The following is a 26,191-nucleotide window of genomic DNA, read 5'->3' on the forward strand; positions in this document are numbered from 1 at the left end:
AACCGCTTATGGAATTTTTACGTTCTGCCCATCTATATTAAAACGCAAAGCCATCTTATGAACATATCATTACGTATCTCCGCTTTATTTCTTTTTACCTTTTTGTTTTCTTTCGATGTTTCTGCTCAGCATAAATATACGCTGGCCGATTTTTATCGGGTAGATTCTCTTGCTAACCAGGCCAAACCCAAAGATGCCCTGGCTTTGATTGAAAAAATATATCAAGCGGCAAAGAAAGAGAACAATGCACCATTGCTGATCAAATCAGTTATCTACCGGATGATGTTTCAAAGCTATTTGGAAGAGAATGCCTTTGATAAAATTTTGGTTAGCCTGCGCACAGACATCAGCAATGCCAAACAACCCGAAAAAAGCATTTTACAGTCGCTTTTAGCCGAAACGTATTGGAATTATTTGCAACAAAACAGGTGGCAAATTGAATTGCGTACACAAGTACAGGGCGATATTGGCAATGACATTAAAACCTGGAGCATTAAAAAACTAAACGAAGAAACGATAAAGTATTACCTGTTATCGTTAAAAGAAGCCCAGATTTTGCAACAAACTAAAGTTGATGTTTTGGATGCAGTTTTGGCGGGTGATAAAAATAACCGGAATTACAGGCCAACACTGTATGACCTGCTTGCGCACCGGGCCATCGATATTTTTAGCAACACACAGATAAGCCTTACACAATATGATGATGACTCAATTGATATGAGTAATGCTGCCTGGTTTGGCAACAGACAGGATTTTTTAGCGATGGAACTCACAAATGATAGTACATTGTTTAAGCCGCAAGCTTTGCAGTTGTTTAAAAACCTGATCAGATTTCATCAAAACAGCAATAACTTTTCGGCATTGGCCGATGTTGATTTAAAGCGCTTAAAATTTATACAACGAAATTTTAGTGGCGATAATCAGGAATTGTACAATAACGCTTTGAGTAATTTAGCTGAACAAAGCACCGAAACCGAAGTTTATGCCGATATTTTATATGAACAGGCCCTTATGCATAAAAATGCGCAATTGCCTGTTGATACCAACAAACAAAACCTTTTAACAGCCGTTGCCTTGGCCAAAAAAGCTGTTGAGGCCTATCCTAAAAGTATCGGTGCGCAAAATGCAGAGAATTTAATCAAGCAGATTAAAAGCAGCGAATTATCAACTAAAATAAAAGGATATATCCAGCCGGATAAACCTGCACAGTTATATTTATCATATAAAAATACAGATACAGTACATGTCAGGCTGTTTAAAGCACCCGAACCTCAAAATGATTACGAACAGTTTAAAAACAAAGATGGCTTTTTAACTTTTTTTAATCAGAATAAAGTAATCAAAAAATGGTTTGTCATAGTACCAAAAACCACTGATTATCAAAGCCATACCTTAATTGATAAAATAGATGGTTTACCCTTTGGTAATTATACTTTGATTGCCCAAACCATTAACCGTGAACAAAAAGATACTGTTTATAGCAATATTAATTTTAAGGTTACTGCAATGGCTGTAATCAACAGGCGCAATATTGAAAAACATGAATATTTTGTTAGCCAGCTTAGCAACGGTGCACCATTGAAGAATGTTAAGATCCAGCAACAGCGATATGATTACAACAAGCGGAAATATATTAATGGCGATTTAATTACCACTAATGAAAATGGTTATGCAACTACAAATGAAACCGATGCGAATATGTCTTTTGCCGTGGCTACTTTTGGGAAAGACGAATTGAAAGTAAACATCAATAATTATAACACCTATCGGGATGAGGATGATAAAGAACGTGTAATTCTTTTTACTGACAGACCTATTTATCGGCCAGGGCAAACCATTTACTATAAGGGTATATGCTTGCAATCGAAAGATGGTAAAAATAAAATAGAAGTAAATAAAACACTTGAGGTTTTTTTTAATGATGCTAACGGAAAGGAAATAACTTCGACCAATGTAACGAGCAATGATTTTGGCACTTTTCAAGGTTCGTTTAGTATCCCGATGGGGAAATTAAATGGCCAGATGGAAATTGAAACCGATTATGGCCGCATTAATATACAGGTAGAAGAATATAAACGCCCAACTTTTGAAGTGCTTTTTGATAAACCTAATCAGCACTACAAACTGAACGACAGCATTAAGGTACAAGGTAAAGCCAGTTCATTTTCAGGATATTTCGTAAATAATGCAAAGGTAAATTATAAGATTTTCCGCAGGGCGATGTACGATTATCGCCTAACTTACGCACAGCATAGTGCTATTTATGGTTCAAATATATATATCGAAAGAAAACAGATTGCCATTGGCAAAACAAATACCAAACCAGGTGGCAAATTCGATATTATCTTTTTTGCAAAGGCCGCCAATACCAAACAGAATTATAGCTACGAAATTGAAACTGAGGTAACGGATTTAAACGGCGAAACCCGAACGAAAACCACAGTTATAAATGTGGGGCAAAAAGATATTAACCTTAACGTCAGTGCCGAACAGGTTATTTATATAAGCAACAAAACCGATAGTATCCCATTCTGGGTAACCAATTTAAACAACGAACCCATTAAAGCGAATATTAAGGCAGAATGGAGTTTGTTGCAGGCGCCATCCAGGTTAATGAACAAGAGTCCGTTTTATGCCGAAAACTATGCATTAAGTAAAGAGGAGTTTATTAAAAATTTTCCGGATGAGGATTATAACAACGAGCTCGAAGTAGCCAAATGGCCAATAAAATCGGTAGAATTAAAACAAAGCGCGATTGCTGAAAATGGTCGGGGGAGTTTAATCTTCAATCAAAAAAATCTAAAACCAGGTTATTATAAAATCAATTTAATGGCCATAAACGAGCAGGACGATACCATTAAAGTAGATAAGTATTTAATTATCTATAATGAAGCGCCTGCAACGATACAATCTAATATCGAATGGATTGCTCCTGAAGTAAGCATAATTAAACCGACTGAAAGTGCTGTTTTCCGCTTGGCAGGCTTAGCCGATAACAGCAGGGCATATTATGAGGTTTATTATCGTGATAGTATAGCCGAAAAGGTATGGCTTAATCTATCGCCAAAACAAAGTTTTGTTAAAATTAAACCAAAAGGTAATTATGAGGATGGTTTTGCCGTACAGTTTACCATGGTACACCAAGGTATGGTTTACAGTTCTATGCAACAGGTTAAAATTATAGATCCGAAAAAAGAGCTAGATATTAGGTTTTTAACCTTTAGAAATAAACTTCAACCCGGTGAAAAAGAAAGCTGGAAACTACAGATCAGTAATAAAAATGGCGAAAAGCAGATGGCCGAAATGGTGGCTACGCTATACGACGCAAGTTTGGACGACTTGAAAAGAATGGATTGGAATACGCAGTTACCAACAGGCTTTAACTATTATTTTTACACTTGGAATTTCACTGTAAATGACGTCGCGAACCCAGGTTATTTATGGTTTTTAAGGTCTGAAAATAATTTTGGCGTAATTACACGTGGTTACGAAAACCTTAATTTATTCGGTTACAATTATTATGGTGGCTACAACTATAGTTACCGCAATTACATAAACAATCTGAAAAAGCCCAAAAAAAGAGGTTTATCTCCAGAGGCTGTTCAGAAATTAGCAGAGTTGGCCAATGGTAAATTAAGCTACGGGGTGGTATTCAATGCGCATGGTGAAATATTGCCGGGTGTACAGGTAAAATCTGGCAAAACAGTAACAACCACAAATGTTTTTGGTATTTATACTATTGATGCTAAAGCAGGGGAAACATTGAGTTTCGCTTTTCTGGGCTTTAAGGGCTACACTATAAAAGTAGGTACTAAAAAACGGATTGATGTAACCCTGAAAGAAGATGGGCAAGCTTTAAATGAGGTGGTGGTTGTGGGCTATGGGTCGCAGAAAAAGGAGATGTCAACCGCTGCGATCCAGATCAGAGGTTCAGCTACCTTAAAAGGGAAGGTAGCAGGTGTGGCGACAGACGCTATTTATGGCAGTAGGGCTGCTGATAATAGTGCAATTGAAGATTTAATCTTAAGTGCTGGGGCACCGATTGATCAGAAAGATCCAACACTGCGTCAAGAAGTAGAGGCACTTAAAAACAAAAAGACTGACATCACTCCACGTACCAACTTTAACGAGCTCGCATTTTTTTATCCGCAATTGCTAACCGATGCCAAAGGCGAAATCAAGATCGAGTTTACCATCCCTCAAAGTTTAACGCGCTATAAAATGATGGGGTTTGCGCACACCAAAGATTTAAAAACGGCATTTATTACCAACGAATTGGTTACCCAGAAACAATTGGCCATTGCCATTAATGCGCCACGTTTTTTCCGCGAAGGGGATACCATTTTATTAAGCGCCAAACTAAATAACCTGGCAGGCAAAAAACTTATTGGCAATGCCAGTTTAGCACTTACCGATGCCTTAACTGCAAAACCGATCCAGATTTTTGGAACAAACGAAAAAACCGAAAAAACTTTCGAAGTTGATGATGCAGGAAATGCTGTTTTAAAATGGACATTAATTATTCCATCCGGTATTAATGCCATTACCTATAAAGTTTTGGCCCAAAGTGGCAAGTTTAGCGATGGTGAAGAAAATACCATTCCCGTTTTGGCAAATGCCATGTTGGTTACCGAAAGTATGCCCATAAACGTGCGTGGTAATACCAGTAAAACTTTCGACTTTGAGAAGCTGGAGAAATCAGGAGTTTCAAAAACCTTACGTAACCAAAGTTTAACTTTCGAGTTTACCTCAAATCCCATCTGGTATGCCGTGCAGGCATTACCTTATTTAATGGAATACCCCTATGAGTGTGCTGAACAAACCTTTAGCCGGTTTTATGCCAATAGTTTTGCAACAGGTATCATTAATTCCTCACCAAAAATTAAAACCGTTTTCGAACAATGGCAAAATACAAATAATGGCGAAGCCCTCTTATCTAACTTAGAGAAAAACCAGGAGCTCAAATCAATTTTGTTAGAAGAAACGCCTTGGGTACATAGTGCCGATAATGAAAATGAGCGTAAAAAGCGGTTGGCCATACTTTTCGATTTGAATAGAATGACATACGAGTTGAAAAACAATTTCGAAAAGTTAGAGAAGATGCAATTTAACAATGGTGCCTTTCCGTGGTTTAACGGCATGCAGGAAGACCGGTACATTACACAGCACATAGTTTTAGGAATGGGCCAGTTAAAAAAACTAAAACTGATTGACGAAAAAGCTTATCCTAATTTTAATGTAATGCTTAACAAAGCCATTATTTATTTAGATGCACAGCTGGTTAAAGATTATAAGGATGAAGTGAAAGGAAAACGGTTTGCCTATTTGCCATTGCACTACCTATTCGCCAGAAGTTACACCAATCAAAAAAATAACAATGCAGATTTTTTAAAGGCCAAAGATTTCTATCTGAAAAAATTAATGGCAAACTGGAAAACCTTTGATACTTACCAGTTGGCACAAACCGCCTTGGTTTTAAATAGAGCCAACAATGAGGTAGAAGCCAAAAGAATCATTGCATTATTAAATCAAACGGCTCAGCAAAATGATGAACTGGGTATGTACTGGGCTACAAATAAAGCTGGCTGGTGGTGGTACCAAAGCCCGATAGAAACACAGGCTTTATTAATAGAGGCTTTCGACGAAGTGACTAACGATGCCAAATCCGTGGAGGAAATGAAAATCTGGTTGCTCAAAAACAAACAGACCAACGATTGGAAAACAACCAAAGCCACTGCGGCGGCATGTTATGCATTGCTAATGAGAGGTACTGATCTTCTGACGGAGCGCAATGAGTCTGAAATAACTATAGGTGGTCAAAAAATAGCAGAATTGCAGCAGCCTAATGCCGTAAAAGAAGCCGGAACGGGTTACCAAAAATTAACCATTACAGCGGCTAATATAAAACCAGAAATGGGAAAAGTACAGGTTAAAAATAACAACCAAACCGTAGCCTGGGGCGCATTGTACTGGCAATATTTTGAGCAACTGGATAAAATTACGCCGGCCAACACAGGTGTTAAAATCAACAAACAATTGTTTGTTCAAAAAGCTAGCGCAAAAGGCGATGTTCTAACTCCGCTTACGGCAACCAATATTTTGGCACCTGGCGATTTGTTGAAAGTGCGTATTGAAATTTATTGCGACCGAGATATGGAATATATTCATTTGAAAGATATGCGTTCATCGGGTTTTGAACCTGTGAACGTAATCTCGAGGTATAAATATCAGGATGGTTTAGGTTATTACGAAAGTACAAAAGATGCTTCAACCAATTTCTTTATCAGTTATATGCCTAAAGGAACTTACGTATTTGAATACCCGTTGCGGGTTACGCATGCCGGAAATTTTTCAAATGGAATTACCTCTTTGCAAAGTATGTATGCACCAGAGTTTACCACACACTCAGCAGGAATAAGGGTGAATGTAAAGCCATAGTGTTTTGACCGTCACCCTGAATTTATTTCAGAGTTTAGCTAAAGAAGTAGAAGAAGCTGCATCATAAATATAGATTTGTCATCCTGAGCTTGTCAAAGGGCCTGTTAAACATTCTTTAAGGTGTTTCGACAGGCTCTCCATAGGAGTCCTTTTGACAACATGACATCTAAGTAAGGTTAATATTGGTATAAGTTGCACCTATAGGAATAATTTTTTCTCCAATCCAAATCTGGCTGCGGTCAAATTTGGATATTTTGTTTTTAGCTACAATAAAAGCCCGGTGACAGCGGATAAAATCTGCTTTTGGCAACAGTTCAGCCAAATCGTTAATGGTAATCCTCGAGCTTAAAAGTTTGTCTTTTAGCTGTATCTGGGTGTAATTGCCTGAAGCCTCCACATAAAGAATTTCGTCCAGCTCCACCTTAATTTGCTCGTAACCGTCCTTTACGAAAATATATGCTGTTTTTGTTTCCTCCTTCTGGTTGCGTAGGTTAAAGAGTTCCTGGGCTTTATTACAAGCCTTTAGGAAACGAGAAAGTGAAAAAGGCTTTAGCAGATAATCTACAGCATCGAGTTCAAAACTCTGCACAGCATGCTCTGTGTAGGCTGTTGTAAAAATAACCATCGGTGGCTTGCTCAAACTTTTTAAAAAATCAATTCCACTGATATCGGGCATTTTGATATCCAGAAAAATTAAATCAACCTTGTTCTGCTGAAGATAGCTAATGGCCGCAAAGGCATCTGTAAAAGTTTGCTGCAATGTTACAAATGGAACTTTTGAGGCGTGAGATTTTATAATCTCTAATGCAATCGGTTCATCATCTATGGCAATGGCAATCATTTTTTATTTGTTCTTTGTGTTTTTCTCTTCTGTCATGCTGACGAAGGAAGCATCTTTAGTAGCTCAAAGGAGATCGTCATGTCGACCGTAGTGGAGAAATCTTTTAAACTTTGGTCAAAGATTTCTCCATTACGCTGCGCTCCAGTCGAAATGACGGATCACCCAAATTTATCAATTTAAATTATTTACCCGTTTATTTGATTTCTGAAAGATACGTATCACTAATCCAATTGCAAAGTTAAATGAACAAAAAACTCATTGGCACTTTCACGGATAATCAATTCGTGTTTTCCATAGTAAAGTAATGATAAACGTTGTTTAACATTTTCTAGTCCGATGCCACTTTTTAATTTTTCCGGATCGTTATCTGCCTTAATGTAAATGCTATTGCTTACGTCAAAATACAAAGTTTTTTCTTTGGTTTGCAAGGTGATTTTAATGTACGAAGGCTGCTGCAAACTAATACCATGTTTAAATGCATTTTCAATAAATGGAATCAACAGCATCGGCGTAATCTGCAGGCTATTTAACTGTTCTTCAATATGCGTGTCGATCCTGATATCTGCAGAGCGGGAGGTGCGCAGCTTTTGTAAATCAATATAGTTGTTCAGGTATTCTACCTCGCGGGTTAACGAAATTTTATCCTGGGTATTTTCATGGAGCATAAAACGCATCATATCGCCCAGTTTCTGGATCCCTTCGCCCGTTCTTTCTGCATTTTCCTGCAAAGCTGTTCCGAATAAGGTATTTAAAGCATTGAATAAGAAATGCGGATTGATCTGCGATTTTAAGAAATTTAGGTTCGCATCCGATTTGCCCAATTCCGTTTTGAGCATCTGAATTTCGCTGAGCTTTTCAAATTTATGCTTGTAAATATACCAGGCCGATGGTGTGGTAATGCAGATTAAACATATCGCATTTAAAATTAAGGTAACTGGTATCACTTCGCCATTACGCATAAAGGGAATAAGGATAATTAGCAGCAAAAGTGAAATGATAATGGTTAAACCTACATTTCCCCAAAAATACCGGCCAAAACCTTTAAAATTCTTTCTAAGATTTGGAATGATGTAATAAATAGCACAAAAAGCAAAGAAAATGTTTACAGGTGGTACAATTAGCCAAACGATCAATATTTCGTAATCTATCCTTACCGAAAATATAGCTGCAAAAATCATCAGCGTAATCAGCCAGATTCTGGTAGCGGTAAAAAGTTCTGGAATGATATTGTTGTTAAAGCTTTTTAAAAATCGAATTCTATTTAACATTTCAAGGCCCCGCTCGTTAAAATATGCGTAGGCATTAAAGAGTAGATAGAGAAAGAAAATATAGGTAAATGCCTCCCCGAAAAAGATCCCGTAAGCGTTATCGATGTTATCATATTCTAACAGGCGGTAAGCTTGAGCGTAGGTGTTAAAAATCATCCATGCAACAACGGAAAACGATGTTATCAAAATGCTAAGAATGATATTGAGTGCAATATTTTTTTTATTTGCCAGTTGAGGCATGAAGAAAAAATTGAACAATAGAAAACTGATGTACAAAATACTGATCTTAAATAATTCGGGGACAAAGTAATTTGACATTACACTATAATCAATTTGGCTTTCTTCAAAACGATAAGAATTGCCCCTGCTGTAAATAGTAGATGAACAAATACTGATCAATGCCAGAATATATAGTGTTGTAGAAATCCAAAACTCAAGCTGGTTGATGTTTTTGGTCTTTGTTGTTGATGGGTTGCCTGAAAGAATTACCATTTTTTTAGTTTATACCACAATTTTACGAAGAGAATCGGCACCAATATTTAAAATGTGATGGATGGGGCAAAAAATGTGATGAATGAATAGGATTTTTAGATTTTAAGATCGGTTTTTAGCGTTGTCAACTTTCTTCGTTGTGCTGTCAGATGTTACCATCTGACTGATAGTTGGGTTCATACCCAAATGAATAATCACGATTAGTGTCAGATAGAAATATCTGACACCACATCCAGCACCACAATAAAACAAGGATCTTCAAAATATTAAGTATAAAGCTAAACAGTTTATTAACTTTGCTTTTACATTCAGTCACTCATTCAAAATTCATTCATTCAATATGACCGTTTACGGAATTCCAAATTGCAATACAGTTAAAAAATCGCTCGATTGGTTAAAAGCACATCAGGTTGATTTTGAATTTCATGATTTCAAGAAAAAAGGCATTACAACTGAAAAATTAAATGAATGGTGTAATACCTTCGGTTGGGAAACGGTATTAAACCGCAAAGGTTTAACCTGGAAAAAACTAACTAAAGAAGAGCAGGCTAAAATTGACAACCAAGATTTGGCGATAGCTTATTTAAAAGAAAATACCAGCGCAATAAAACGTCCGATTGTTGAGCAGAACAACAAAGCCATATTAATTGGATTTGATGATGACAATTATTTAAAAACACTAGCCTGATTCAATTGTTCTAATGTTAAAGTTTGTTAAATGCAGCTTTTAAATGTCGAACTAAGTTACTTTTGAGTATGTACAAACTGATCATTTTTCTATTGCTTACCTTGCCAATTGGCGTTTTTGCACAAACGGTAACTACAGGCACGGTTTTCGATTACTCGAAAAAAACGCTCTCTCTCCCTGGTGTTAGTATCAGAAATCTGAACAGTAAAAAATCAACCAGTACAAATAAAGAAGGTAGATATACCATTAGTGCCAATATTGGCGATCTTTTAGAGTTTTCTGCCGTTGGCTATCATACCGATACGTTGTACTTAACCAACCTGTTAAATAGAACGATATATCTTCCCGTTAAATCGAACAGTTTAAAAGATGTAGATATTACAGCAGTGCGGATGAATAGTCAGGTTACAGATGCGAAAGATCCATTAGCTGAAAAATATACGTTATTAAGTACAGGTGGAAACCTAAACCGTAAGCGTATGACCGACAAGGTTGGAGGCTTAAACCTAAACCTTGGCTATGGTAAATATAGAAGACAACAACGAAAAGAGGCTGATTTGGAGGAAAAGGAAATGTATCTCCAGGAAATTGATGAGAACTTTACCGCAAAAGCCATTACGGATATGACCAAGCTAGAGGGGGAGGAACTCAAAAACTTCATGATTATTTATCGCCCCTCAGTTGAGACAGTAAAGGCAGAAAGGCCATACCGTTATGCTTATTATATTTCCCGTGCCTTTGTAGCATGGAAAAAATTAACCCAGCAAGAAAGAAAACTTCAGGATTTACCCAAATTAAAAGCGAATTAATATTCGGTAATTACTATCGGTAGCATTATAACCATCATTGGTAACATTATAACCACATATAAATCTATATGTGGTTATTTTTTATATTTACGGCCTGATTACAACCTTATTATTATCATGAAATTGACTAAACTAATAACTTTATGTTTGGTTTGTTGCGTTTTTGCCTTTTCCGCATCGGCACAACAAGCTACAACACCGGCGCCAGCAACCAATTATAATCCTGCTGAAGCCTTTGGCCCACTATTTTATACACAAAACGGGAACGAATTCCGCTCTGCAATTGGTGCACCCGGACCAAAATATTGGCAAAACCGCGTTGATTACAACATTACCGCTAATCTCGATGAAACTAAAAATACGGTTACGGGTACCGTTACCATTACTTACAAAAATAATAGTCCCGATAAATTACCCTATTTATGGCTGCAATTAGATCAGAATACCTTTAAAGAAACTTCACGTGGCTATGCCATTACACCAGCGCGTAGCCGTTATGGTGCACAAGGTGAAAAATTTGATGGTGGTTATAAAATCCAGAACATCAGTGTTTCGCAAAAAGCTGCTGCTGTAAAATTTACTTCTTTGGTAGAAGATACGCGCATGCAGATCCGTTTAGACCAACCAATGGCGGCTAATGGTGATATTGTAACTGTTAAAATGGACTATTCTTTCGTTATCCCAAAAGAGGGTTCAGACAGAACAGGACATTTAACCACAAAAAATGGCGAAATTTTTGCCATTGCACAGTGGTTTCCACGCATGTGTGTGTATGATGATGTGCTAGGATGGAATACTTTGCCTTATTGGGGCGGCGGTGAATTTTATTGCGAATATGGCGATATTAATTTTGCCATCACCGCACCGGCAAGCCATATCGTAATGGGTTCGGGCGAATTATTAAACCCTGCCGAAGTTTTTACACCAGAACAATTAAAAAGGTGGAATGCCGCTAAACTTAGCGATGCTACCGTTCACATCCGTACAGAAGAAGAGGTAACAGATCCAAAATCCCGTCCGGCGAAAGATAAATTAACCTGGAGATTTAAAATCTTAAATGCACGCGATGCGGCCTGGGCTTCATCTAAATCTTTTGTGTTAGATGCAGCAAAGATCAATTTGCCAAGCGGTAAAAAATCCCTGGCCGTTTCTGCACAACCTGTAGAAAGCAACGGTGTTGATGCATATGGCCGTGGTGTAGAATATGTAAAATCTACCATTGAGCATTACTCAGGCAAATGGTTCGAATATCCATATCCAATGGCAGTTAATGTGGCTACCAATGTAGGTGGGATGGAATATCCTGGTATTGTTTTTTGTGGTTGGAAAGCTAAAAAAGCAGGTGCATGGGGCGTAATCGATCACGAATTCGGCCATACCTGGTTCCCTATGATTGTGGGTTCCAACGAACGTAAATATGGTTGGATGGATGAAGGCTTCAATACTTTTATCAACGGTATTTCTAAAAGTAGTTTTAATAAAGGTGAGTATGCCGCTCAGCCAACCGATATGAATAAAGTTGGTAAAAGCACCATCGGAAATCCGGTTTATGAAAACATGATGTTAATGCCTGATGGTATGGCGGAACGTAATATAGGTATTAATTTATATTATAAACCAGGATGGGGCTTAGATATCCTGAGAAATCAGATTTTAGGTGAAGATCGTTTCGATTATGCTTTCCGTCAATACATTAAAAACTGGGCATTTAAACATCCAACCCCATTTGATTTCTTTCGTTCAATGGAGAATGGTGCTGGCGAAGATTTAGCCTGGTTTTGGAGAAGCTGGTGGTTAAACAACTGGAAAATGGATCAAGGTATTGCTGGTGTTGAGGCTGTTAAGCAAGATGATAAATTGGTGGGCTACGCGATTAAAGTTGTAAACCTGGAGAAAATGCCAATGCCAATTATCCTGCAGGTTAAAACCAAAAGCGGTAAAACGGACATCGTAAAAATTCCTGTTGATGTTTGGATGAAAAACGCGACTTGGTTGGTACGCTATCCAACAACTGAAGAGATCGAATCCGTTACTTTAGATCCTAATAAAGTATTGCCAGATTCGAATACAGATAATAATACCTGGACAGCTACAGGTAACTAATTTAGCCTGATTAATGAATTGTACCTCCTGATTTTTAAAGATCAGGAGGTTTTTTATTGCAAACAACCGACGGTTTACTATTTCTTATCGAATAATTTAGCACCAGTTAATTTTATTAGCAAATGGAAAAACCTAATTTAGAAATCAGTAACCCGGCAGGCATATACGATCCCCGTCCACATGGATATTCTCACGTTGCTTCTGTTTCAGTCAACTCCTCACTTGTGTTTGTTGCAGGCCAGGGTGGTAGCAGAACAGATGGCGTACTGAGTGATGATTTCAGGACGCAGGTAGGTATTGTATTCGAAAATATAGCTTTGGCCTTAAAAAGCAAAGGCTTAACCATGGCCAATATTGCAAAGCTCACAACATTAGTGGTGGATTATGATGAGGCGAAACACGAAATCCTGATCGAAGAATCGAACAAAATATGGCCTGATCAGAAATTTCCGGTAAACACGCTTATTCCGGTACAAAGATTGGCCTTAACTGGCATGCTGATCGAAATTGATGCTACGGCCATTGACTAATTTATAAACTGATGTTGTGTATTTTTGGAAATGAAGGGTTCCGTTCTCCTGGAGGTTTTCAGTCCCGCTTTCCGTTCCAAGTCCAGCGCTGCGGGCTTCCACTTCATCCGATAGCTATCGGATCGGGTTCAGAAACATCGCTTCGATGCCTTGGCGCCATGCTAGGAGCAGACCTTTCATCCTAAACCTGATAGTAGCGGGCATCCCGATTCTTCATCGGGATAAAGCGGATGGAAGGGCTGCATTTGCCAAAAACCATTGTACGTTTGTTTCCAAAAAAATATAGCTATAATTAATTTGGTGTTGCTAAAGCATTAATAATAAATTGAAAAAATTATACAGATGGAAAAAGGAGAACGCAAAAATGTTTATAAGGCTTACAATAAGATGGGTAAATGGTTTGCCGAAAACCGCTATGCGGGTTTAGAAGAGAAAACCTATTTGGACGATTTACTTAAGCGAGTGCCTCTAAATGCAAGTATTTTAGATTTGGGCTGCGGCAGTGGAAAACCTATATTAGAATATCTGATCAGGCAAAATGTAAATGTTCTCGGAATCGATGCCAGTGAGCAGATGTTAGAATTGGCCAAACTAAATTTTCCAGACACACAGTTTATGCTGAAAGATATGCGTAAACTTGATTTAGATGAAAAATTCGATGCAATAATTGCCTGGCACAGTTTTTTTCATCTCCCGGCAGCCGATCAGCCTGGTATGTTCAGTATTTTTAGGCGTCACCTTAAACCAAATGGCATTTTGTTATTTACCTCTGGAACGGATAGAGGAGAGGTTTGGGGGATGAACGGTGGTGAAAACTTATTCCATGCTTCTTTAGATACTGATGAATATCGATCATTGCTTGAATCCAATCACTTTGAAGTACTTAGCCATATCATAAATGACCCTGATTGTGGCGGCGCAAATGTTTGGATGGCACAATATAAACCCTGATAATTTTGCCTTAACTTTGCAGCATGGCCGAACAGCAAAAAAACAATCCCTTACACGGTATCACCCTAGAAAAAATTGTAACCGATCTTCAGCTACACTACGGCTGGGAAAAACTGGGGTCACTGATCAGGATCGATTGTTTTAACAACAACCAAACGATAAAATCGAGTTTAAAATTTTTAAGAAGAATGCCTTGGGCGCGTAAAAAGGTAGAAGAATTATATCTTGATACGTTTCATAAATGAGATCTAATGATTGAATGAGTGAATTTTGAATGAGTAAATGTGCTAGTGATCAAATCCAACATTTCATCAATCAGTCATCCAGTAATTTCTTCACTCAATCCTGCTCTCATTCAATAATTCCGTCATTCACTCATTCAATAATTATCTCACCTTGCAACCTTTCCTTTAAAACGCTCAACAATCAAAGCCCTCAGACTTCCGAAGTTTCAAAGGCCTGCGCAGGAGCAAACTTCGGAAGTCGGTCCGACTAGGGAGGGATTTTTAAAAAAAAAAATCTTTTTTCTTGTCACATTTTAATTTTTTTGGTGTCTTATAGTTGAACCCTTAAAAAAGGGTTAATCAAACAAACCAATAAAAAAGACAATTTTAAGTATGAAAACCTATTTATGGATATTGCTGTGCGTATTATCTACGAAAGTCTTCGCACAACAAGCGGGTAATATAAATGGAAAAATTATTGATGGGAAAACAAACCAACCTATTGAATATGTGGGTATTATTTTATCCGATAAAACTGATTCTACCAAAAAAGTAGGTGTAGTAACCAACAAAGCCGGAGAATTTTCTTTTAATGCGGTTGCCAATGGCGACTATAAAATCAGGATTTCGGCCTTAGGATATAATTCCATCACCAAAAACATCAATTTGAACGGAAAGACTGTTAACATTGGCACTTTAAAATTGGCAGAAGATGCCATTGCCTTAAAAGATGTAGCGGTAAGCGGGCGTTATGCTACAGCCACCGTAAAAAAAGATACCATAGAATTTAATGCCGATGCTTATAAAACCAGGCCAAATGCAGCGGTAGAAGATTTATTGAAGAAGCTTCCAGGTGTAACCGTTGATAAAGATGGAAGTATTTTGGTGCAGGGACAAAAAGTTACCCGCTTAACTGTCGACGGTAAGGATTTCTTTGGCACTGACCCTAAAACGGCAACGAAAAACCTCCCTGCAGATGCGATCGCCAAAGTACAGTTGATTGACAGCAAAACCCAGGAAGCAAAAGCCACTGGCATTGACGACGGTCAGCGCGAAAAAGTATTGAATCTTACCATTAAAGAAGATAAGAAAAAGGGTTGGTTCGGTAACGCCAATCTAGCAGGAGGAACAACAGATAAATATGGAAGTTATTTAAGTGCCAACCACTTTAATAAAAATCTGCAGTTTGCTGTTCTGGGCATGAGCAACAATACCAACGATGCCAGCTTTGGCTACGATGACCTGAGTAGTTTCAGCGGTGGAAATATCGGAAATATTTTTGCTCCACCAGCCGGGGGAAGTTTCTCCATCAATAACAATAACGGCAAAACAACTATTGGTGGGAGTGGGGTTTTTGATAACAATGCCATTGGACTCTACACCACACATAGTGGCGGTGTAAACTACAGTAATTCCTGGGGCAAGAATAATAAGTTAGCCATTAGCGGAAGTTATTTTACTTATTTTTCTTCTGGTCTAGGTAATAAATTATCCAATATTCAGGATTTAAGCGCTGGCGATATTTTACGCACATTGGATAATACCGACCGCAATAGTAATAACCAGGCACATCGTTTTAACTTTAAGGCAGAATACCATCCCGATTCGTTAACAGATATGGTATTCCGGCCAAATGTGATCCTAAACAGTACCACCAACATCAACAACCGTACATTCAATGCAAATTTTGATGCTACAGGAAAAGCAAATGATGGAAGCCAATATTACAATCAGCATAATTTCACCCCATCCTTATTTGGCGAGTTTACCGTGCTGAGGAGATTGGCCAATAAAAAAGGCTCGGTTTCGCTCCGGTTAAATGGCACACAAAATACCTTTAATTCTGACTGGTTAAATCAATCGCTGCTTCATCAATATGTAAATGGTGATACCGCCGTTACCAATATCAATCAGCAAGCGAATCAGGAAAATGCCTCAAAAACTTATACCATCAACGGAAATTATGCCAGGCAGTTGAATCAAAAGTGGAGTGCCAACCTTGCTTACGGTTATACAAGAAGCATTGTTGATGCGCAGCAGATTACCTTTGATTATAATCCGACTACCGATCGCTACGAAACCATTGTGCCATCCTTAACCAATACTTTCGATAACCATAACAGCCTGCAAGTTGCCGGTTTGGGCTTTATCTACACCGGAAAGGATTGGACTTATAATTTCGGTTTCAATGCACAGGAAAGTTTGTTAAATGCCAATGTATTTAATAATGTAGGTGCCAATATTGGCAATATTGAAAAATCGTATTACAACTTATTGCCGCGTTTAACAGTCAATTTTAAAAATAAAGCAAATCAAACCATTGCAATCAATTACCGGGCAAGCGTTAATCTACCTTCAGTTACCGATCTGCAGCCTGTACAGAACAATACCAATCCATTATATCAAAGAATCGGAAACCCTGATCTCGAAGCCCGAAAAAACCATCGCCTATCGGTAAACTTTAATACCTTTAGTCCTGATAATAACCGCTATTGGAATGGATATTTTCTCTATAACCTATCTTTTGATGATACCGGAAATGATATTACCTATAACAATGGGATACAAACGGTGAAGCCGATCAATGTAAATGGCAATTATTACCTGCGTGCCGGAACATTTTTTGGGATGCCATCAAAACTTAAAGGTTTAAGGATGAATTATGGTGCAAATTTCTTTACCGAACATAGAACAAACTTTATCAGCGGTGCTAAAAACATCACCAACAGGTTCGAAATCGGTCCGAACATTAACTGGAGCTATGATATTGATGATAAATTTAATGCTGGTATATATGTTTATGTAGCCTATACCAAAGTAAATAATACAGCCGAATCGGCGATCGACAATAAATATTTTACGCTAAATAACACCTTAAATCTAAGTTACGAGTTCATTAAAGATTTAAGAATAGAAGCTGATTTAAATCATATCGGTTCAGCAGGCCGTGCCGATGGGTTTAATAACAATTACTTTCTACTTAACGCGGGCATAAACAAATATTTAATGAAACGAAGGGTAACACTGAGTTTAAAAGGTTTTGATATCCTGAACCAGAATACCAGCATAGATAGAGTTGTGAATAGTAGCCGGATTGAAGATGTAAGGTACAACAACATCACCCGATATTTTTATTTATCACTAAATTACAAGTTAACCAAAGTGGGTGTAAACAACCAAAGGAGCAACCCACGCAATACCGTTAATTAGTGGCGATTTGTTAATCTGTATAGCAGGATATTTGTATCTTCGGATAGAATAAGCTTATTTGGAAATCTTAATGTATGAAGAAAACTTTACCACTCATTTTTACAATTTTAATAACCCTGTATTTTTCGGCATGTAAAAAAGGCGACATTAAAACCCTAAACAGTATTGGTTATGGATCGTCATTTGGGATGTGTGTAGGCTATTGTTCCAGTAATTTACTCATTAGCGACCTGAAACTTACTTTTTCTAAATCGAAAAACGGGCAAACAGCTGATACCAAAACCTGTAGCAAAACAATCTCCGAAGCTGATATAAACGCAATCAAAAAAGAATTGAATTTGGAGAAGATTTCGGCCCTTCCAGAGGTAATTGGCTGCCCTGATTGTGCTGATGGAGGTGCAGAGTGGATTGCTATTAATGCCGATGGTAAACAGTATAAAATTACTTACGAGTATGGTAAAGCACCAAAAGAATTAGAAGCTGCAGTTGCACAGTTGAAAGTTCTGAAAGATAGCTTTAAGGATTGTAATTAAAGCTTAGCTTTTATCACCTTGCTTTAATAACAGCACTTCTGATTTCGGTTCCTTCAAAGGTTATCCGTTTATCCCGTGTGCTCACCAGTTCGGACAGCTCATATACATTTCTATACCCATAGCCATATAGATTAATATAAGTAGGAATATTTAAGGCCAATGAAATTGGGGCTATTTTTTTCTTTATTAAAACAGGCACAACTACTTTACTGGCAAAATTTGCCTGGTCATCTATAAAATTATTATTGCAATAGATTAATATTTTGGTATCCGCATTTGGTATAATCCTTAACAGGTTTTGTTGTGTGAAATCAGAAAAATTTAGATGAATGGCACCTTTAACATGTTTGCGTTTAAATAGACTATCAGAACGTGTATCTAAAATAATGGTACCTTTCTCTTCGGCCATTTTTAAAAATGTTGGTAAATCTACGAGCCTACCTATACGATGGGCTTTAACCTCGGGTATGAGTTTTTCGTAAGCATCAAAATCTACATTGGCCTTTCTTTTAATGGTTGACGAAGTTTGTGCATTACATAGGTATGCAATGCTACAGCATATGATGGTGACGATTTTTGTTTTCATTTTTAAACACCTGAATGTTAATTTCCACCTAAAATAATTGGTGCACTTTTGCCATTACCCATAATAATAACTTTGGTGTTGGCCGATTTTGCAATTTCTTTTTGTGCCAATATAGATTCGTATTGGAGCTGGCGATCGCTTAAGCCTGTGGAAAGGATCCGTTGGTAATCGGCAATTCCTTGTGCTTCTACTCTTTTCCGTTCGGCTTCCTGACGTTCTTTTTGGAGTACAAATGTCATTTTTTGCGCATCTTGTTCTGCGTTTATTTTCGATTCGATACTTGCTTTTACCGATGCAGGTAACGTAATATTACGCACCAAAAGTTGTTCCAGCTCTAAACCTCTTTTGGCAAAGCTTTTTTCGATGGTATTAAATATTTTCGATTGGAATTCATCCCGCTTACTCGAGTACAATGCAACGGCATCGTAAGCAACTGCATTATCGCGTATGGCGGTACGTGAAACCGGTCGGACAATTTTTTCCAGATAATCAGTTCCTATTTCCCTTAAAATATTTGGAGCGGCACTTCCCTTTACCCTGAATAGTACCGAGAGATCAATAATGACCTCCAAGCCATCAGCAGACAAAACACGTAATGCATCGTCAGTTTGTTTATTGCCTTCATCATGCACGCCAGACATGGTGTAGTTCTGTGTTTTAACATCAAATGGCGTAATTACCGCTATAGGGTTAATTACATTCAGGCCACTATATAAAACTTCGTTATCTACTTTTCCAAAAACGGTTTTAACGCCAACTTCGCCGGCATCAATAACTTTAAACATGGAGAAAGATAAGCCAATGATGACCAGCACCACACCGATAATTTTGGTAATACTACTGTAGCGGCCAATAACGTTATTTTGGTTTGATACTGCAAAACCGACAAAAATGATAATAATCCCAATGATACTTAAGAACATATAATTTAGATTTTTATTAAAGATAAAGTATTTAATACAATCTTTTATGGAATTAAAGCATGTGTGGTTTTAAGGCTTTTTAAAGCGTATAGAAATGGGCTGGGGAAAATTATAACGTTAATAGGATCGGTTAACTTTACTAACTAAACCCGATATACGTGGAAAGTGAGTTCTTTACGAACTTGTAACGTTAGCTCCGAAGGAGTTCCTTTGGAACGGGGCCGAACTCAACCTAAGAATTACTGAAACTGCTTTCCAAAAGTAATTTAAATAGCCAAACTAGATGCTAAAACGAGTTCAGTATGATGAGCGTGCTAGAGGATTTAGAGAGAGAACTGTTAACTGAAAATCTAAAACTGTAAACTGAACTACTCCTTAATCTTCAACTGAAAACTGATAATTGCCAATAGAAAACTTTTTATGCTAACCCCTTGATTTTTAAAAAGAATTGTTCTACTTTTGCAGTCCGTTTTATGGGCTATCTGCAAGGATGCCGGGGGAGCGGTAAATTTTTTAATAAAAAAACATAAAAAAGCACAATGCCAACCATTCAACAATTAGTTAGAAAAGGTAGAGTAGCACTGGAGTTCAAGAGTAAGTCTCCAGCGTTGGACAGCTGTCCACAGCGAAGAGGTGTATGTACACGTGTGTACACCACTACCCCTAAAAAACCAAACTCAGCAATGCGTAAAGTAGCCCGTGTTCGTTTAACGAACGGTAAAGAGGTGAATGCTTACATTCCTGGGGAAGGTCACAACTTACAGGAGCACTCAATCGTATTGATCCGTGGTGGTCGTGTTAAAGATTTACCAGGTGTACGTTACCACATCATCCGTGGTGCATTAGATACATCAGGTGTAGCTGGTCGTAACCAACGTCGTTCTAAATATGGTACTAAACGTCCTAAGCCAGGACAGGTAGTTGCGGCACCAACAAAAGGTAAAAAGAAATAATCGGGAGGAAATAAGAAATGAGAAAGTCAAAACCAAAAAAGAGAATTATTCTTCCTGATCCAAAATTTAATGATGTTCAGGTAACTCGTTTTGTAAACAATATGATGTACGATGGAAAAAAATCTATCGCTTATTCAATTTTTTACGATGCTGTTGAAATTGCTGAGAAAAAAGCAGGTGAAAACGGTTTAGAGATCTTTAAACGTGCTTTAACTAACATTATGCCAGCTGTCGAGGTTAAATCTCGTCGTGTTGGTGGTGCTAACTTCCAGGTTCCAACTGAGGTTAGACCAGAGCGTAAAACAGCTTTAGGTATGAAATGGTTAATTTTATATGCTCGTAAACGTGGCGAAAAAACCATGAAAGAGAAATTAGCTGGTGAAATCGTAGCTGCTGCTAAAGGTGAAGGTGCTGCTGTTAAGAAGAAAGAAGATACGCACAAAATGGCTGAGGCTAACAAAGCGTTCTCTCACTTCAGATTCTAATTTAGGATTAACAGATTAGTAAGATTACACAGATTTAATTAGAAGATTATACTGATTAGATAAATTACACCGATTTGTTTTAACATAATCGGTGTAATTATTTAAAATCAGATAAATCAAAAACATAACATGGCAAGAGATTTAAAATTTACAAGAAATATTGGAATCGCGGCTCACATTGATGCAGGTAAAACTACAACAACGGAGCGTATTCTTTATTATGCTGGTGTAAGTCATAAAATTGGTGAAGTGCACGAAGGTGCTGCAACAATGGACTGGATGGCACAAGAGCAAGAGCGTGGTATCACGATCACTTCTGCTGCAACTACGGTTGAGTGGAAATACAGAGGTCAGGCTTACCACATGAACATTATCGATACACCAGGACACGTGGATTTTACCGTAGAGGTAAACCGTTCGTTACGTGTATTAGATGGTTTAGTGTTCTTGTTTTCTGCAGTTGATGGTGTTGAGCCTCAATCAGAAACCAACTGGCGTTTGGCTAACAACTATAATGTTGCCCGTATCGGTTTCGTTAACAAAATGGACCGTTCTGGAGCTGACTTCTTAAAAGTTGTTAAACAAGTTAAAGATATGTTAGGTAGTAATGCAGTTCCATTGCAATTACCTATCGGTGCTGAAGACGGATTTAAAGGTGTGGTTGATTTGATCAACAACCGTGGTATCGTTTGGAATGAGCATGATAAAGGTATGACCTTTACTGAAGTGCCAATTCCTGAAGATATGTTAGATGAGGTTGCTGAGTGGAGAGAGAAATTATTAGAATCAGTTGCTGATTATGATGAGTCTTTAATGGAGAAATTCTTTGAAGATCCAAACTCAATCACTGAGCGCGAAATTTTAGATGCTTTACGTGCAGCTGTTTTAGATGCTAAAATCGTTCCTATGGTTTGTGGTTCATCTTTCAAAAACAAAGGTGTTCAAACCATGTTGGATTACGTGATGGAATTATTGCCTTCACCTCTTGATTCAGAAGGTGTAACAGGTACTAACCCAGATACAGGTGCTGAAGTTTTATTAAAACCAAGCATCAATGAGCCATTTGCAGCTTTAGCATTTAAAATTGCAACTGACCCATTCGTAGGCCGTTTATGTTTTATCCGTGTTTACTCGGGTAACTTAGAAGCTGGTTCTTACGTGTATAACACACGTTCAGAAAGTAAAGAGCGTATTTCCCGTATCTTCCAAATGCATGCTAACAAGCAAAACCCTGTACCTAATGTGGCTGCTGGTGATATTGCTGCGGTAGTAGGATTTAAAGATATCAAAACTGGTGATACACTTTGTGAAGAGAAAAACCCAATCGTTCTTGAGTCTATGAACTTCCCTGAACCAGTTATCGGTTTAGCTATTGAGCCTAAAACTCAAGCTGATGTTGATAAATTAGGTATGGGCTTAGCTAAATTAGCTGAAGAAGATCCTACATTCAGAGTTCAAACTGATCAGGAAACTGGTCAAACGGTTATCTCTGGTATGGGTGAGTTACACTTAGATATTTTAATTGACCGTTTAAAACGCGAATTTAAAGTAGAGGTTAACCAAGGTGCGCCGCAAGTAGCTTACAAAGAAGCAATTTTTGGTACTACTCAACACCGTGAAACTTATAAAAAACAATCTGGTGGTCGTGGTAAATTTGCAGATATTCAGGTAATTATTTCACCAATTGATGCTGATTTCGAAAAAGGTGGTTTACAGTTCGTAAACGAAATTACAGGTGGTTCAATTCCACGTGAGTTTATCCCTTCAGTAGAAAAAGGCTTTGCTGCTGCAATGGCTAATGGTGTATTAGCTGGTTATCCGCTTCCTGATATGAAAGTACGTTTGATTGATGGTTCATTCCACGCAGTCGATTCAGATGCTTTATCATTCGAGCTTGCTGCCCGTATGGCATATCGTGAAGCTTTACCTAAATGTAAGCCTACTTTGATGGAGCCAATCATGAAAATCGAAATCTTAACCCCTGAAGAAAACATGGGTGATGTTATAGGTGATATGAACCGTCGTCGTGGTCAATTATTAGGTATGGATACCCGTAATGGATCTCAAGTAATTAAAGCTACTGTGCCGCTTTCTGAAATGTTTGGTTATGTAACGCAGTTACGTACAATCACTTCAGGCCGTGCAACTTCTACAATGGAATTTGACCACTATGAAGCTGCGCCTAAAAACGTACAGGATGAAGTAGTTGCTAAATCTAAAGGAAGAGTAAAATCTGAAGACTAATTAGTATTAAGATAAAGGTATCAAGTATCAAGATGGATTATTAGACTTGATACTCGATACTAAAATACTTGCTGCTAAAAAGATAAATCCGGTTTCTGTTGTTAATAGCTCTAACAGGAAACCACAATTAAAAATAAGATGAGCCAAAGAATCAGAATTAAATTAAAATCTTACGATTACAACTTAGTAGATAAATCTGCTGAGAAAATCGTAAAAACTGTTAAGCCTACGGGTGCAGTTGTAAGTGGACCAATTCCACTTCCTACAGAGAAAAAAATCTTTACTGTTTTACGTTCTCCACACGTAAACAAAAAAGCTAGAGAGCAGTTCCAATTATGCGCCTACAAACGTTTATTGGATATTTATAGCTCTAACTCTAAAACAGTTGATGCTTTAATGAAACTTGAATTACCTAGCGGTGTTGAAGTTGAAATCAAAGTTTAATTGATTTTAAAAGAATAGAAAAGGTCTCGATGCAAATCGAGACCTTTTTTTATGCATCCAAATTTTAAAACAAAAGCAACGTTAGCTGGTTGTACTGATATGGCTAAGGAAGATAAAACGCACCAAAGATTACCAGTTGAAGGACAGGATTTTGCGGATCCTAAAGAAAAATTGAAAGAAAACCCCTCTTCACATGGGGAAGTGGCCAATCAAAAAGACGGTGATTTTTCTGAACTGGAAGAAAGCAGAATGGAAAATCCGCCAAAACATCGTGATGAAAATGGATCGACCAAAGATGATTTGGATAGTAGCACAGAGATAGATCAAAGTAAAGGTGTACAGTAGCCGCAAATGGGTGGTAGGGTTCGGTTAAAGAGACAATAGGCTGCGATTGATATATTAATGCCTGATTAAACTTTTTATCGTACCAATTGTTTAAATAAGAGGTATCTATAAAAAAAATGGCTATGGAAATGAATGAAAATAAAAATGTCGATCCTAATTCGGAGATTAACCGAAATGAGGAGGATATTGAATGGGATAATGGAGAGGCTACTTATGGACATAAACGCGCCGATTTTAAGCGTAAAGATCAGCCAGATGAGTCACATTTATTAAAAACAGAAAATGATCCTACGCATGCCGTAAATGAAAATTTAAATAATTCGAATTTAAGTCAGGGTGAAGACATTGGAAACAGAAACAAGAATAACGAGAAAGGTTTGAGGGGAAAAGATTTATGATCCAATTATAAAGAGACTATCCATACAGAATAATCCCTTTATAAAATTTATGCATTTTCCGGTAGATGGAAATTAATTAGGATTCCACAACTGAAATGCGTTAATCAAGAAGCAAATGCCCTTAAATCGTTAGTCTCTGATTTTTTTAGTTAATCTTTGTCGCGAATCCTACAGCGCTGCAAATTTCAAGAACTTATCGCCAATTTACAAGACGTCTTGCATTAATATATTGATATATGTCAATTTAATGTGTATTTCTATACTCGATTAATTGTCAGTATAAATCGCTTGTCTGACGATAATCCTGTCTTATTTTTTCAGAATAATCCTTAATCCTATCTACATATTCCGGAGCTTTTTCCTTAAGGTCATCAATCAACGATTTACCGTCAGTTATCCGCTTTTTTGTGGCATACTTAAAACCATATACGGCTGCTGCGCCTATAATGGCATATTTTAATAGTCCCATAATTATCTGTTTATATTCCTGTATTTAAAGCATGGTTTTCATCAGCCTCATTAATGTTGGTATTCGTCTTAAAATCATCAGATGAACTTCCGGTATGACTTTCGGCACTCTGTAAGGTTGGATTTTTATCCGAACTGTTGTAGGCGTCATCACTAAGAGAATCTTTACCTTGCGTACCAGAATTATCCCGACCGTCTTTGGCTAAAGGATTTCCCTCAATCAGTTCGCTTGGTTCTTTGCCATAACTGGTTACTACATCGGTGTTGTTACCTGCTTCGTAAGCTTTTTGTACATCAGATTTTTCTGATTGTTCATCACCTGATCCTACATAACCTTCAATATGCTCTTCCTTGTTATATATGTTCGTTTTCATCGTATTATAGCTTTATGAATAAACAGAACGCAGACTAAATAGTTTGAATCAGGATAAATCAAAAGATAGTCGTAACAAAAAAGGCAGATATTTCTATCTGCCTTCGTTTTAACTTTTATATGGGAAATTCCGTGATATTTTTCGCATCATCCGTTCTACCATATCATCGGTAGAGCTCATAATGGAATCGTCCATTGTTTTAAAGAAACGCCACATTAACTCTCCATCCGCTCCGTTGTTTATGGTTAAGAACATAGTACCTGTTCCAGATTTTCCACCAAAGCCACCAAATAAAACAGCAGAGGCGATTGCACCAGCTTCAGATTTCGTTTGCTCAGTTTCAAAACGCCCACCGATAACAGCATCAACACCAAGTATTTTGGCCAGTTCATCTTTAGTTGTTTCGTCTAACTTACCTAAAACACCTGCTTTTTTTAATAAGATGTTTGTTTTGTCAACATCCTGGAAAGTTACCGTATAATCAGAAGCTTTCCTTAACAAAAAGGTGTACATACTGGCCTGTATCGATTTTGCCATCGACTCTTCCTGGCTTTTGTTTGCTTCTGCACTGAAGTTTTTTGGTTGTTTCCGGTAAGAAATTTTTACCTCGAAAGGCAAAATGGCTACAGTTTTTTGTGTTTTGATTGTTTCCTTTAGTTTCGGACTTTCAAAAATTTGCTTCGAGCCTTCAAATTGCGCTTTGGTTAAAACCGTAAAGCAGCACAAGATAGCGAGCGTTAATAAGATTTTCTTCATTATTTGTTTGTTTAATTTTGTAGCGAATATAAAAATATCTTTTAATTGTATAATATAAATTTTACCTGAAGCTTTATGCTTAACCATTTTCGCGTTTTGTTTAACTTGCGCCAAATTTTAAAGCAAAC

At 37.5% G+C, this 26,191-nt stretch carries 22 protein-coding genes; 15 read left to right on the top strand and 7 right to left on the bottom strand.

From position 1 onward, the window contains the following. Window positions 1-57 precede the first annotated feature (57 nt). Window positions 58-6,438 carry an alpha-2-macroglobulin gene (locus LQ201_RS16810; RefSeq protein WP_230144592.1) on the top strand — a complete coding sequence of 2,127 codons (6,381 nt, stop codon included), beginning with the start codon at window positions 58-60 and terminating at the stop codon, window positions 6,436-6,438. 166 nt (window positions 6,439-6,604) lie between these two features. Here the strand turns inward: LQ201_RS16810 and LQ201_RS16815 are convergent, their stop codons facing one another. Together LQ201_RS16815 and LQ201_RS16820 are read right to left on the bottom strand one after the other, a co-directional pair. Then, a complete protein-coding gene (locus LQ201_RS16815; protein WP_230144593.1) occupies window positions 6,605-7,279 on the bottom strand; it encodes a LytTR family DNA-binding domain-containing protein in 675 nt (224 codons plus the stop codon). A 221-nt stretch (window positions 7,280-7,500) separates the two neighbouring features. After that, window positions 7,501-9,039 (bottom strand): sensor histidine kinase, encoded by a 1,539-nt coding sequence (locus LQ201_RS16820; RefSeq protein WP_230144594.1) that lies wholly within the window; start codon window positions 9,037-9,039, stop codon window positions 7,501-7,503. Between the two features lie 340 nt (window positions 9,040-9,379). Here LQ201_RS16820 and LQ201_RS16825 point away from each other — a divergent pair, with 340 nt between their 5' ends. The 8 genes from LQ201_RS16825 (at window position 9,380) to LQ201_RS16860 (ending at window position 18,087) form a co-directional block, all read left to right on the top strand. Next, the gene (locus tag LQ201_RS16825) at window positions 9,380-9,727 is read left to right on the top strand and encodes a Spx/MgsR family RNA polymerase-binding regulatory protein (protein WP_230144595.1); all 348 of its coding nucleotides are present in this window, start codon (window positions 9,380-9,382) and stop codon (window positions 9,725-9,727) included. A 68-nt stretch (window positions 9,728-9,795) separates the two neighbouring features. Continuing rightward, on the top strand, window positions 9,796-10,536 hold the full coding sequence (locus LQ201_RS16830) for a carboxypeptidase-like regulatory domain-containing protein (RefSeq protein ID WP_230144596.1): 741 nt from the start codon (window positions 9,796-9,798) through the stop codon (window positions 10,534-10,536). A 117-nt stretch (window positions 10,537-10,653) separates the two neighbouring features. After that, window positions 10,654-12,639, top strand: coding sequence for a M1 family metallopeptidase (locus LQ201_RS16835; RefSeq protein WP_230144597.1), 1,986 nt, complete (start codon window positions 10,654-10,656; stop codon window positions 12,637-12,639). Window positions 12,640-12,761: 122 nt separating this feature from the next. Continuing rightward, window positions 12,762-13,169: a RidA family protein gene (locus LQ201_RS16840; RefSeq protein WP_230144598.1), complete on the top strand. Its 408-nt coding sequence runs from the start codon at window positions 12,762-12,764 to the stop codon at window positions 13,167-13,169. 342 nt (window positions 13,170-13,511) lie between these two features. Beyond that, window positions 13,512-14,120, top strand: a complete 609-nt coding sequence (locus tag LQ201_RS16845) for a trans-aconitate 2-methyltransferase (protein WP_230144599.1) — start codon at window positions 13,512-13,514, stop codon at window positions 14,118-14,120. Window positions 14,121-14,143: 23 nt separating this feature from the next. Then, window positions 14,144-14,365 (top strand): VF530 family DNA-binding protein, encoded by a 222-nt coding sequence (locus tag LQ201_RS16850; protein WP_230144600.1) that lies wholly within the window; start codon window positions 14,144-14,146, stop codon window positions 14,363-14,365. Between the two features lie 372 nt (window positions 14,366-14,737). Further along, window positions 14,738-17,554, top strand: coding sequence for a TonB-dependent receptor (locus tag LQ201_RS16855; protein WP_230144601.1), 2,817 nt, complete (start codon window positions 14,738-14,740; stop codon window positions 17,552-17,554). Between the two features lie 74 nt (window positions 17,555-17,628). Continuing rightward, entirely contained in the window at window positions 17,629-18,087 is a 459-nt protein-coding gene (locus LQ201_RS16860; RefSeq protein WP_230144602.1) for a hypothetical protein, read from the top strand. 13 nt (window positions 18,088-18,100) lie between these two features. On the opposite strand, the gene LQ201_RS16865 is transcribed toward LQ201_RS16860, so the two are convergent. Together LQ201_RS16865 and LQ201_RS16870 are read right to left on the bottom strand one after the other, a co-directional pair. Next, complete coding sequence (locus LQ201_RS16865) at window positions 18,101-18,673, bottom strand: rhodanese-like domain-containing protein (RefSeq protein ID WP_230144603.1); 573 nt, start codon at window positions 18,671-18,673, stop codon at window positions 18,101-18,103. A 17-nt stretch (window positions 18,674-18,690) separates the two neighbouring features. Beyond that, complete coding sequence (locus LQ201_RS16870) at window positions 18,691-19,596, bottom strand: prohibitin family protein (RefSeq protein WP_230144604.1); 906 nt, start codon at window positions 19,594-19,596, stop codon at window positions 18,691-18,693. A 539-nt stretch (window positions 19,597-20,135) separates the two neighbouring features. On the opposite strand from LQ201_RS16870, the gene rpsL reads away from it, so the two are divergent. The 6 genes from rpsL (at window position 20,136) to LQ201_RS16900 (ending at window position 24,465) form a co-directional block, all read left to right on the top strand. Then, on the top strand, window positions 20,136-20,549 hold the full coding sequence (rpsL, locus tag LQ201_RS16875) for a 30S ribosomal protein S12 (protein ID WP_029278631.1): 414 nt from the start codon (window positions 20,136-20,138) through the stop codon (window positions 20,547-20,549). 17 nt (window positions 20,550-20,566) lie between these two features. After that, on the top strand, window positions 20,567-21,034 hold the full coding sequence (gene rpsG / locus LQ201_RS16880) for a 30S ribosomal protein S7 (protein ID WP_029278632.1): 468 nt from the start codon (window positions 20,567-20,569) through the stop codon (window positions 21,032-21,034). Window positions 21,035-21,163: 129 nt separating this feature from the next. Further along, entirely contained in the window at window positions 21,164-23,278 is a 2,115-nt protein-coding gene (gene fusA / locus LQ201_RS16885) for an elongation factor G (protein ID WP_230144605.1), read from the top strand. A gap of 138 nt (window positions 23,279-23,416) precedes the next feature. Further along, a complete protein-coding gene (gene rpsJ, locus LQ201_RS16890; protein ID WP_008244591.1) occupies window positions 23,417-23,722 on the top strand; it encodes a 30S ribosomal protein S10 in 306 nt (101 codons plus the stop codon). A gap of 51 nt (window positions 23,723-23,773) precedes the next feature. Further along, on the top strand, window positions 23,774-24,067 hold the full coding sequence (locus LQ201_RS16895) for a hypothetical protein (protein WP_230144606.1): 294 nt from the start codon (window positions 23,774-23,776) through the stop codon (window positions 24,065-24,067). 122 nt (window positions 24,068-24,189) lie between these two features. Beyond that, a complete protein-coding gene (locus tag LQ201_RS16900) occupies window positions 24,190-24,465 on the top strand; it encodes a hypothetical protein (RefSeq protein ID WP_230144607.1) in 276 nt (91 codons plus the stop codon). Between the two features lie 274 nt (window positions 24,466-24,739). Here LQ201_RS16900 and LQ201_RS16905 read toward each other — a convergent pair whose 3' ends face one another. The 3 genes from LQ201_RS16905 to LQ201_RS16915 form a co-directional block, all read right to left on the bottom strand. Then, window positions 24,740-24,934, bottom strand: a complete 195-nt coding sequence (locus LQ201_RS16905; RefSeq protein ID WP_230144608.1) for a YtxH domain-containing protein — start codon at window positions 24,932-24,934, stop codon at window positions 24,740-24,742. A gap of 10 nt (window positions 24,935-24,944) precedes the next feature. Beyond that, complete coding sequence (locus tag LQ201_RS16910; RefSeq protein WP_230144609.1) at window positions 24,945-25,307, bottom strand: hypothetical protein; 363 nt, start codon at window positions 25,305-25,307, stop codon at window positions 24,945-24,947. Between the two features lie 108 nt (window positions 25,308-25,415). Beyond that, the gene (locus LQ201_RS16915; protein WP_230144610.1) at window positions 25,416-26,063 is read right to left on the bottom strand and encodes a hypothetical protein; all 648 of its coding nucleotides are present in this window, start codon (window positions 26,061-26,063) and stop codon (window positions 25,416-25,418) included. Between the last annotated feature and the right edge of the window lie 128 nt (window positions 26,064-26,191).

Source organism: Pedobacter sp. Bi126, assembly GCF_918698245.1.
In the GTDB taxonomy this organism is placed as follows: Bacteria; Bacteroidota; Bacteroidia; order Sphingobacteriales; family Sphingobacteriaceae; genus Pedobacter.

Bases quoted from the DNA above. Each gene is read 5' to 3' on its own strand.
- LQ201_RS16810 (WP_230144592.1), top strand. From the start codon at position 58: ATGAACATATCATTACGTATCTCCGCTTTATTTCTTTTTACCTTTTTG.
- LQ201_RS16815 (WP_230144593.1), bottom strand. From the start codon at position 7,279: ATGATTGCCATTGCCATAGATGATGAACCGATTGCATTAGAGATTATA.
- LQ201_RS16820 (WP_230144594.1), bottom strand. From the start codon at position 9,039: ATGGTAATTCTTTCAGGCAACCCATCAACAACAAAGACCAAAAACATC.
- LQ201_RS16825 (WP_230144595.1), top strand. From the start codon at position 9,380: ATGACCGTTTACGGAATTCCAAATTGCAATACAGTTAAAAAATCGCTC.
- LQ201_RS16830 (WP_230144596.1), top strand. From the start codon at position 9,796: ATGTACAAACTGATCATTTTTCTATTGCTTACCTTGCCAATTGGCGTT.
- LQ201_RS16835 (WP_230144597.1), top strand. From the start codon at position 10,654: ATGAAATTGACTAAACTAATAACTTTATGTTTGGTTTGTTGCGTTTTT.
- LQ201_RS16840 (WP_230144598.1), top strand. From the start codon at position 12,762: ATGGAAAAACCTAATTTAGAAATCAGTAACCCGGCAGGCATATACGAT.
- LQ201_RS16845 (WP_230144599.1), top strand. From the start codon at position 13,512: ATGGAAAAAGGAGAACGCAAAAATGTTTATAAGGCTTACAATAAGATG.
- LQ201_RS16850 (WP_230144600.1), top strand. From the start codon at position 14,144: ATGGCCGAACAGCAAAAAAACAATCCCTTACACGGTATCACCCTAGAA.
- LQ201_RS16855 (WP_230144601.1), top strand. From the start codon at position 14,738: ATGAAAACCTATTTATGGATATTGCTGTGCGTATTATCTACGAAAGTC.
- LQ201_RS16860 (WP_230144602.1), top strand. From the start codon at position 17,629: ATGAAGAAAACTTTACCACTCATTTTTACAATTTTAATAACCCTGTAT.
- LQ201_RS16865 (WP_230144603.1), bottom strand. From the start codon at position 18,673: ATGAAAACAAAAATCGTCACCATCATATGCTGTAGCATTGCATACCTA.
- LQ201_RS16870 (WP_230144604.1), bottom strand. From the start codon at position 19,596: ATGTTCTTAAGTATCATTGGGATTATTATCATTTTTGTCGGTTTTGCA.
- rpsL (WP_029278631.1), top strand. From the start codon at position 20,136: ATGCCAACCATTCAACAATTAGTTAGAAAAGGTAGAGTAGCACTGGAG.
- rpsG (WP_029278632.1), top strand. From the start codon at position 20,567: ATGAGAAAGTCAAAACCAAAAAAGAGAATTATTCTTCCTGATCCAAAA.
- fusA (WP_230144605.1), top strand. From the start codon at position 21,164: ATGGCAAGAGATTTAAAATTTACAAGAAATATTGGAATCGCGGCTCAC.
- rpsJ (WP_008244591.1), top strand. From the start codon at position 23,417: ATGAGCCAAAGAATCAGAATTAAATTAAAATCTTACGATTACAACTTA.
- LQ201_RS16895 (WP_230144606.1), top strand. From the start codon at position 23,774: ATGCATCCAAATTTTAAAACAAAAGCAACGTTAGCTGGTTGTACTGAT.
- LQ201_RS16900 (WP_230144607.1), top strand. From the start codon at position 24,190: ATGGAAATGAATGAAAATAAAAATGTCGATCCTAATTCGGAGATTAAC.
- LQ201_RS16905 (WP_230144608.1), bottom strand. From the start codon at position 24,934: ATGGGACTATTAAAATATGCCATTATAGGCGCAGCAGCCGTATATGGT.
- LQ201_RS16910 (WP_230144609.1), bottom strand. From the start codon at position 25,307: ATGAAAACGAACATATATAACAAGGAAGAGCATATTGAAGGTTATGTA.
- LQ201_RS16915 (WP_230144610.1), bottom strand. From the start codon at position 26,063: ATGAAGAAAATCTTATTAACGCTCGCTATCTTGTGCTGCTTTACGGTT.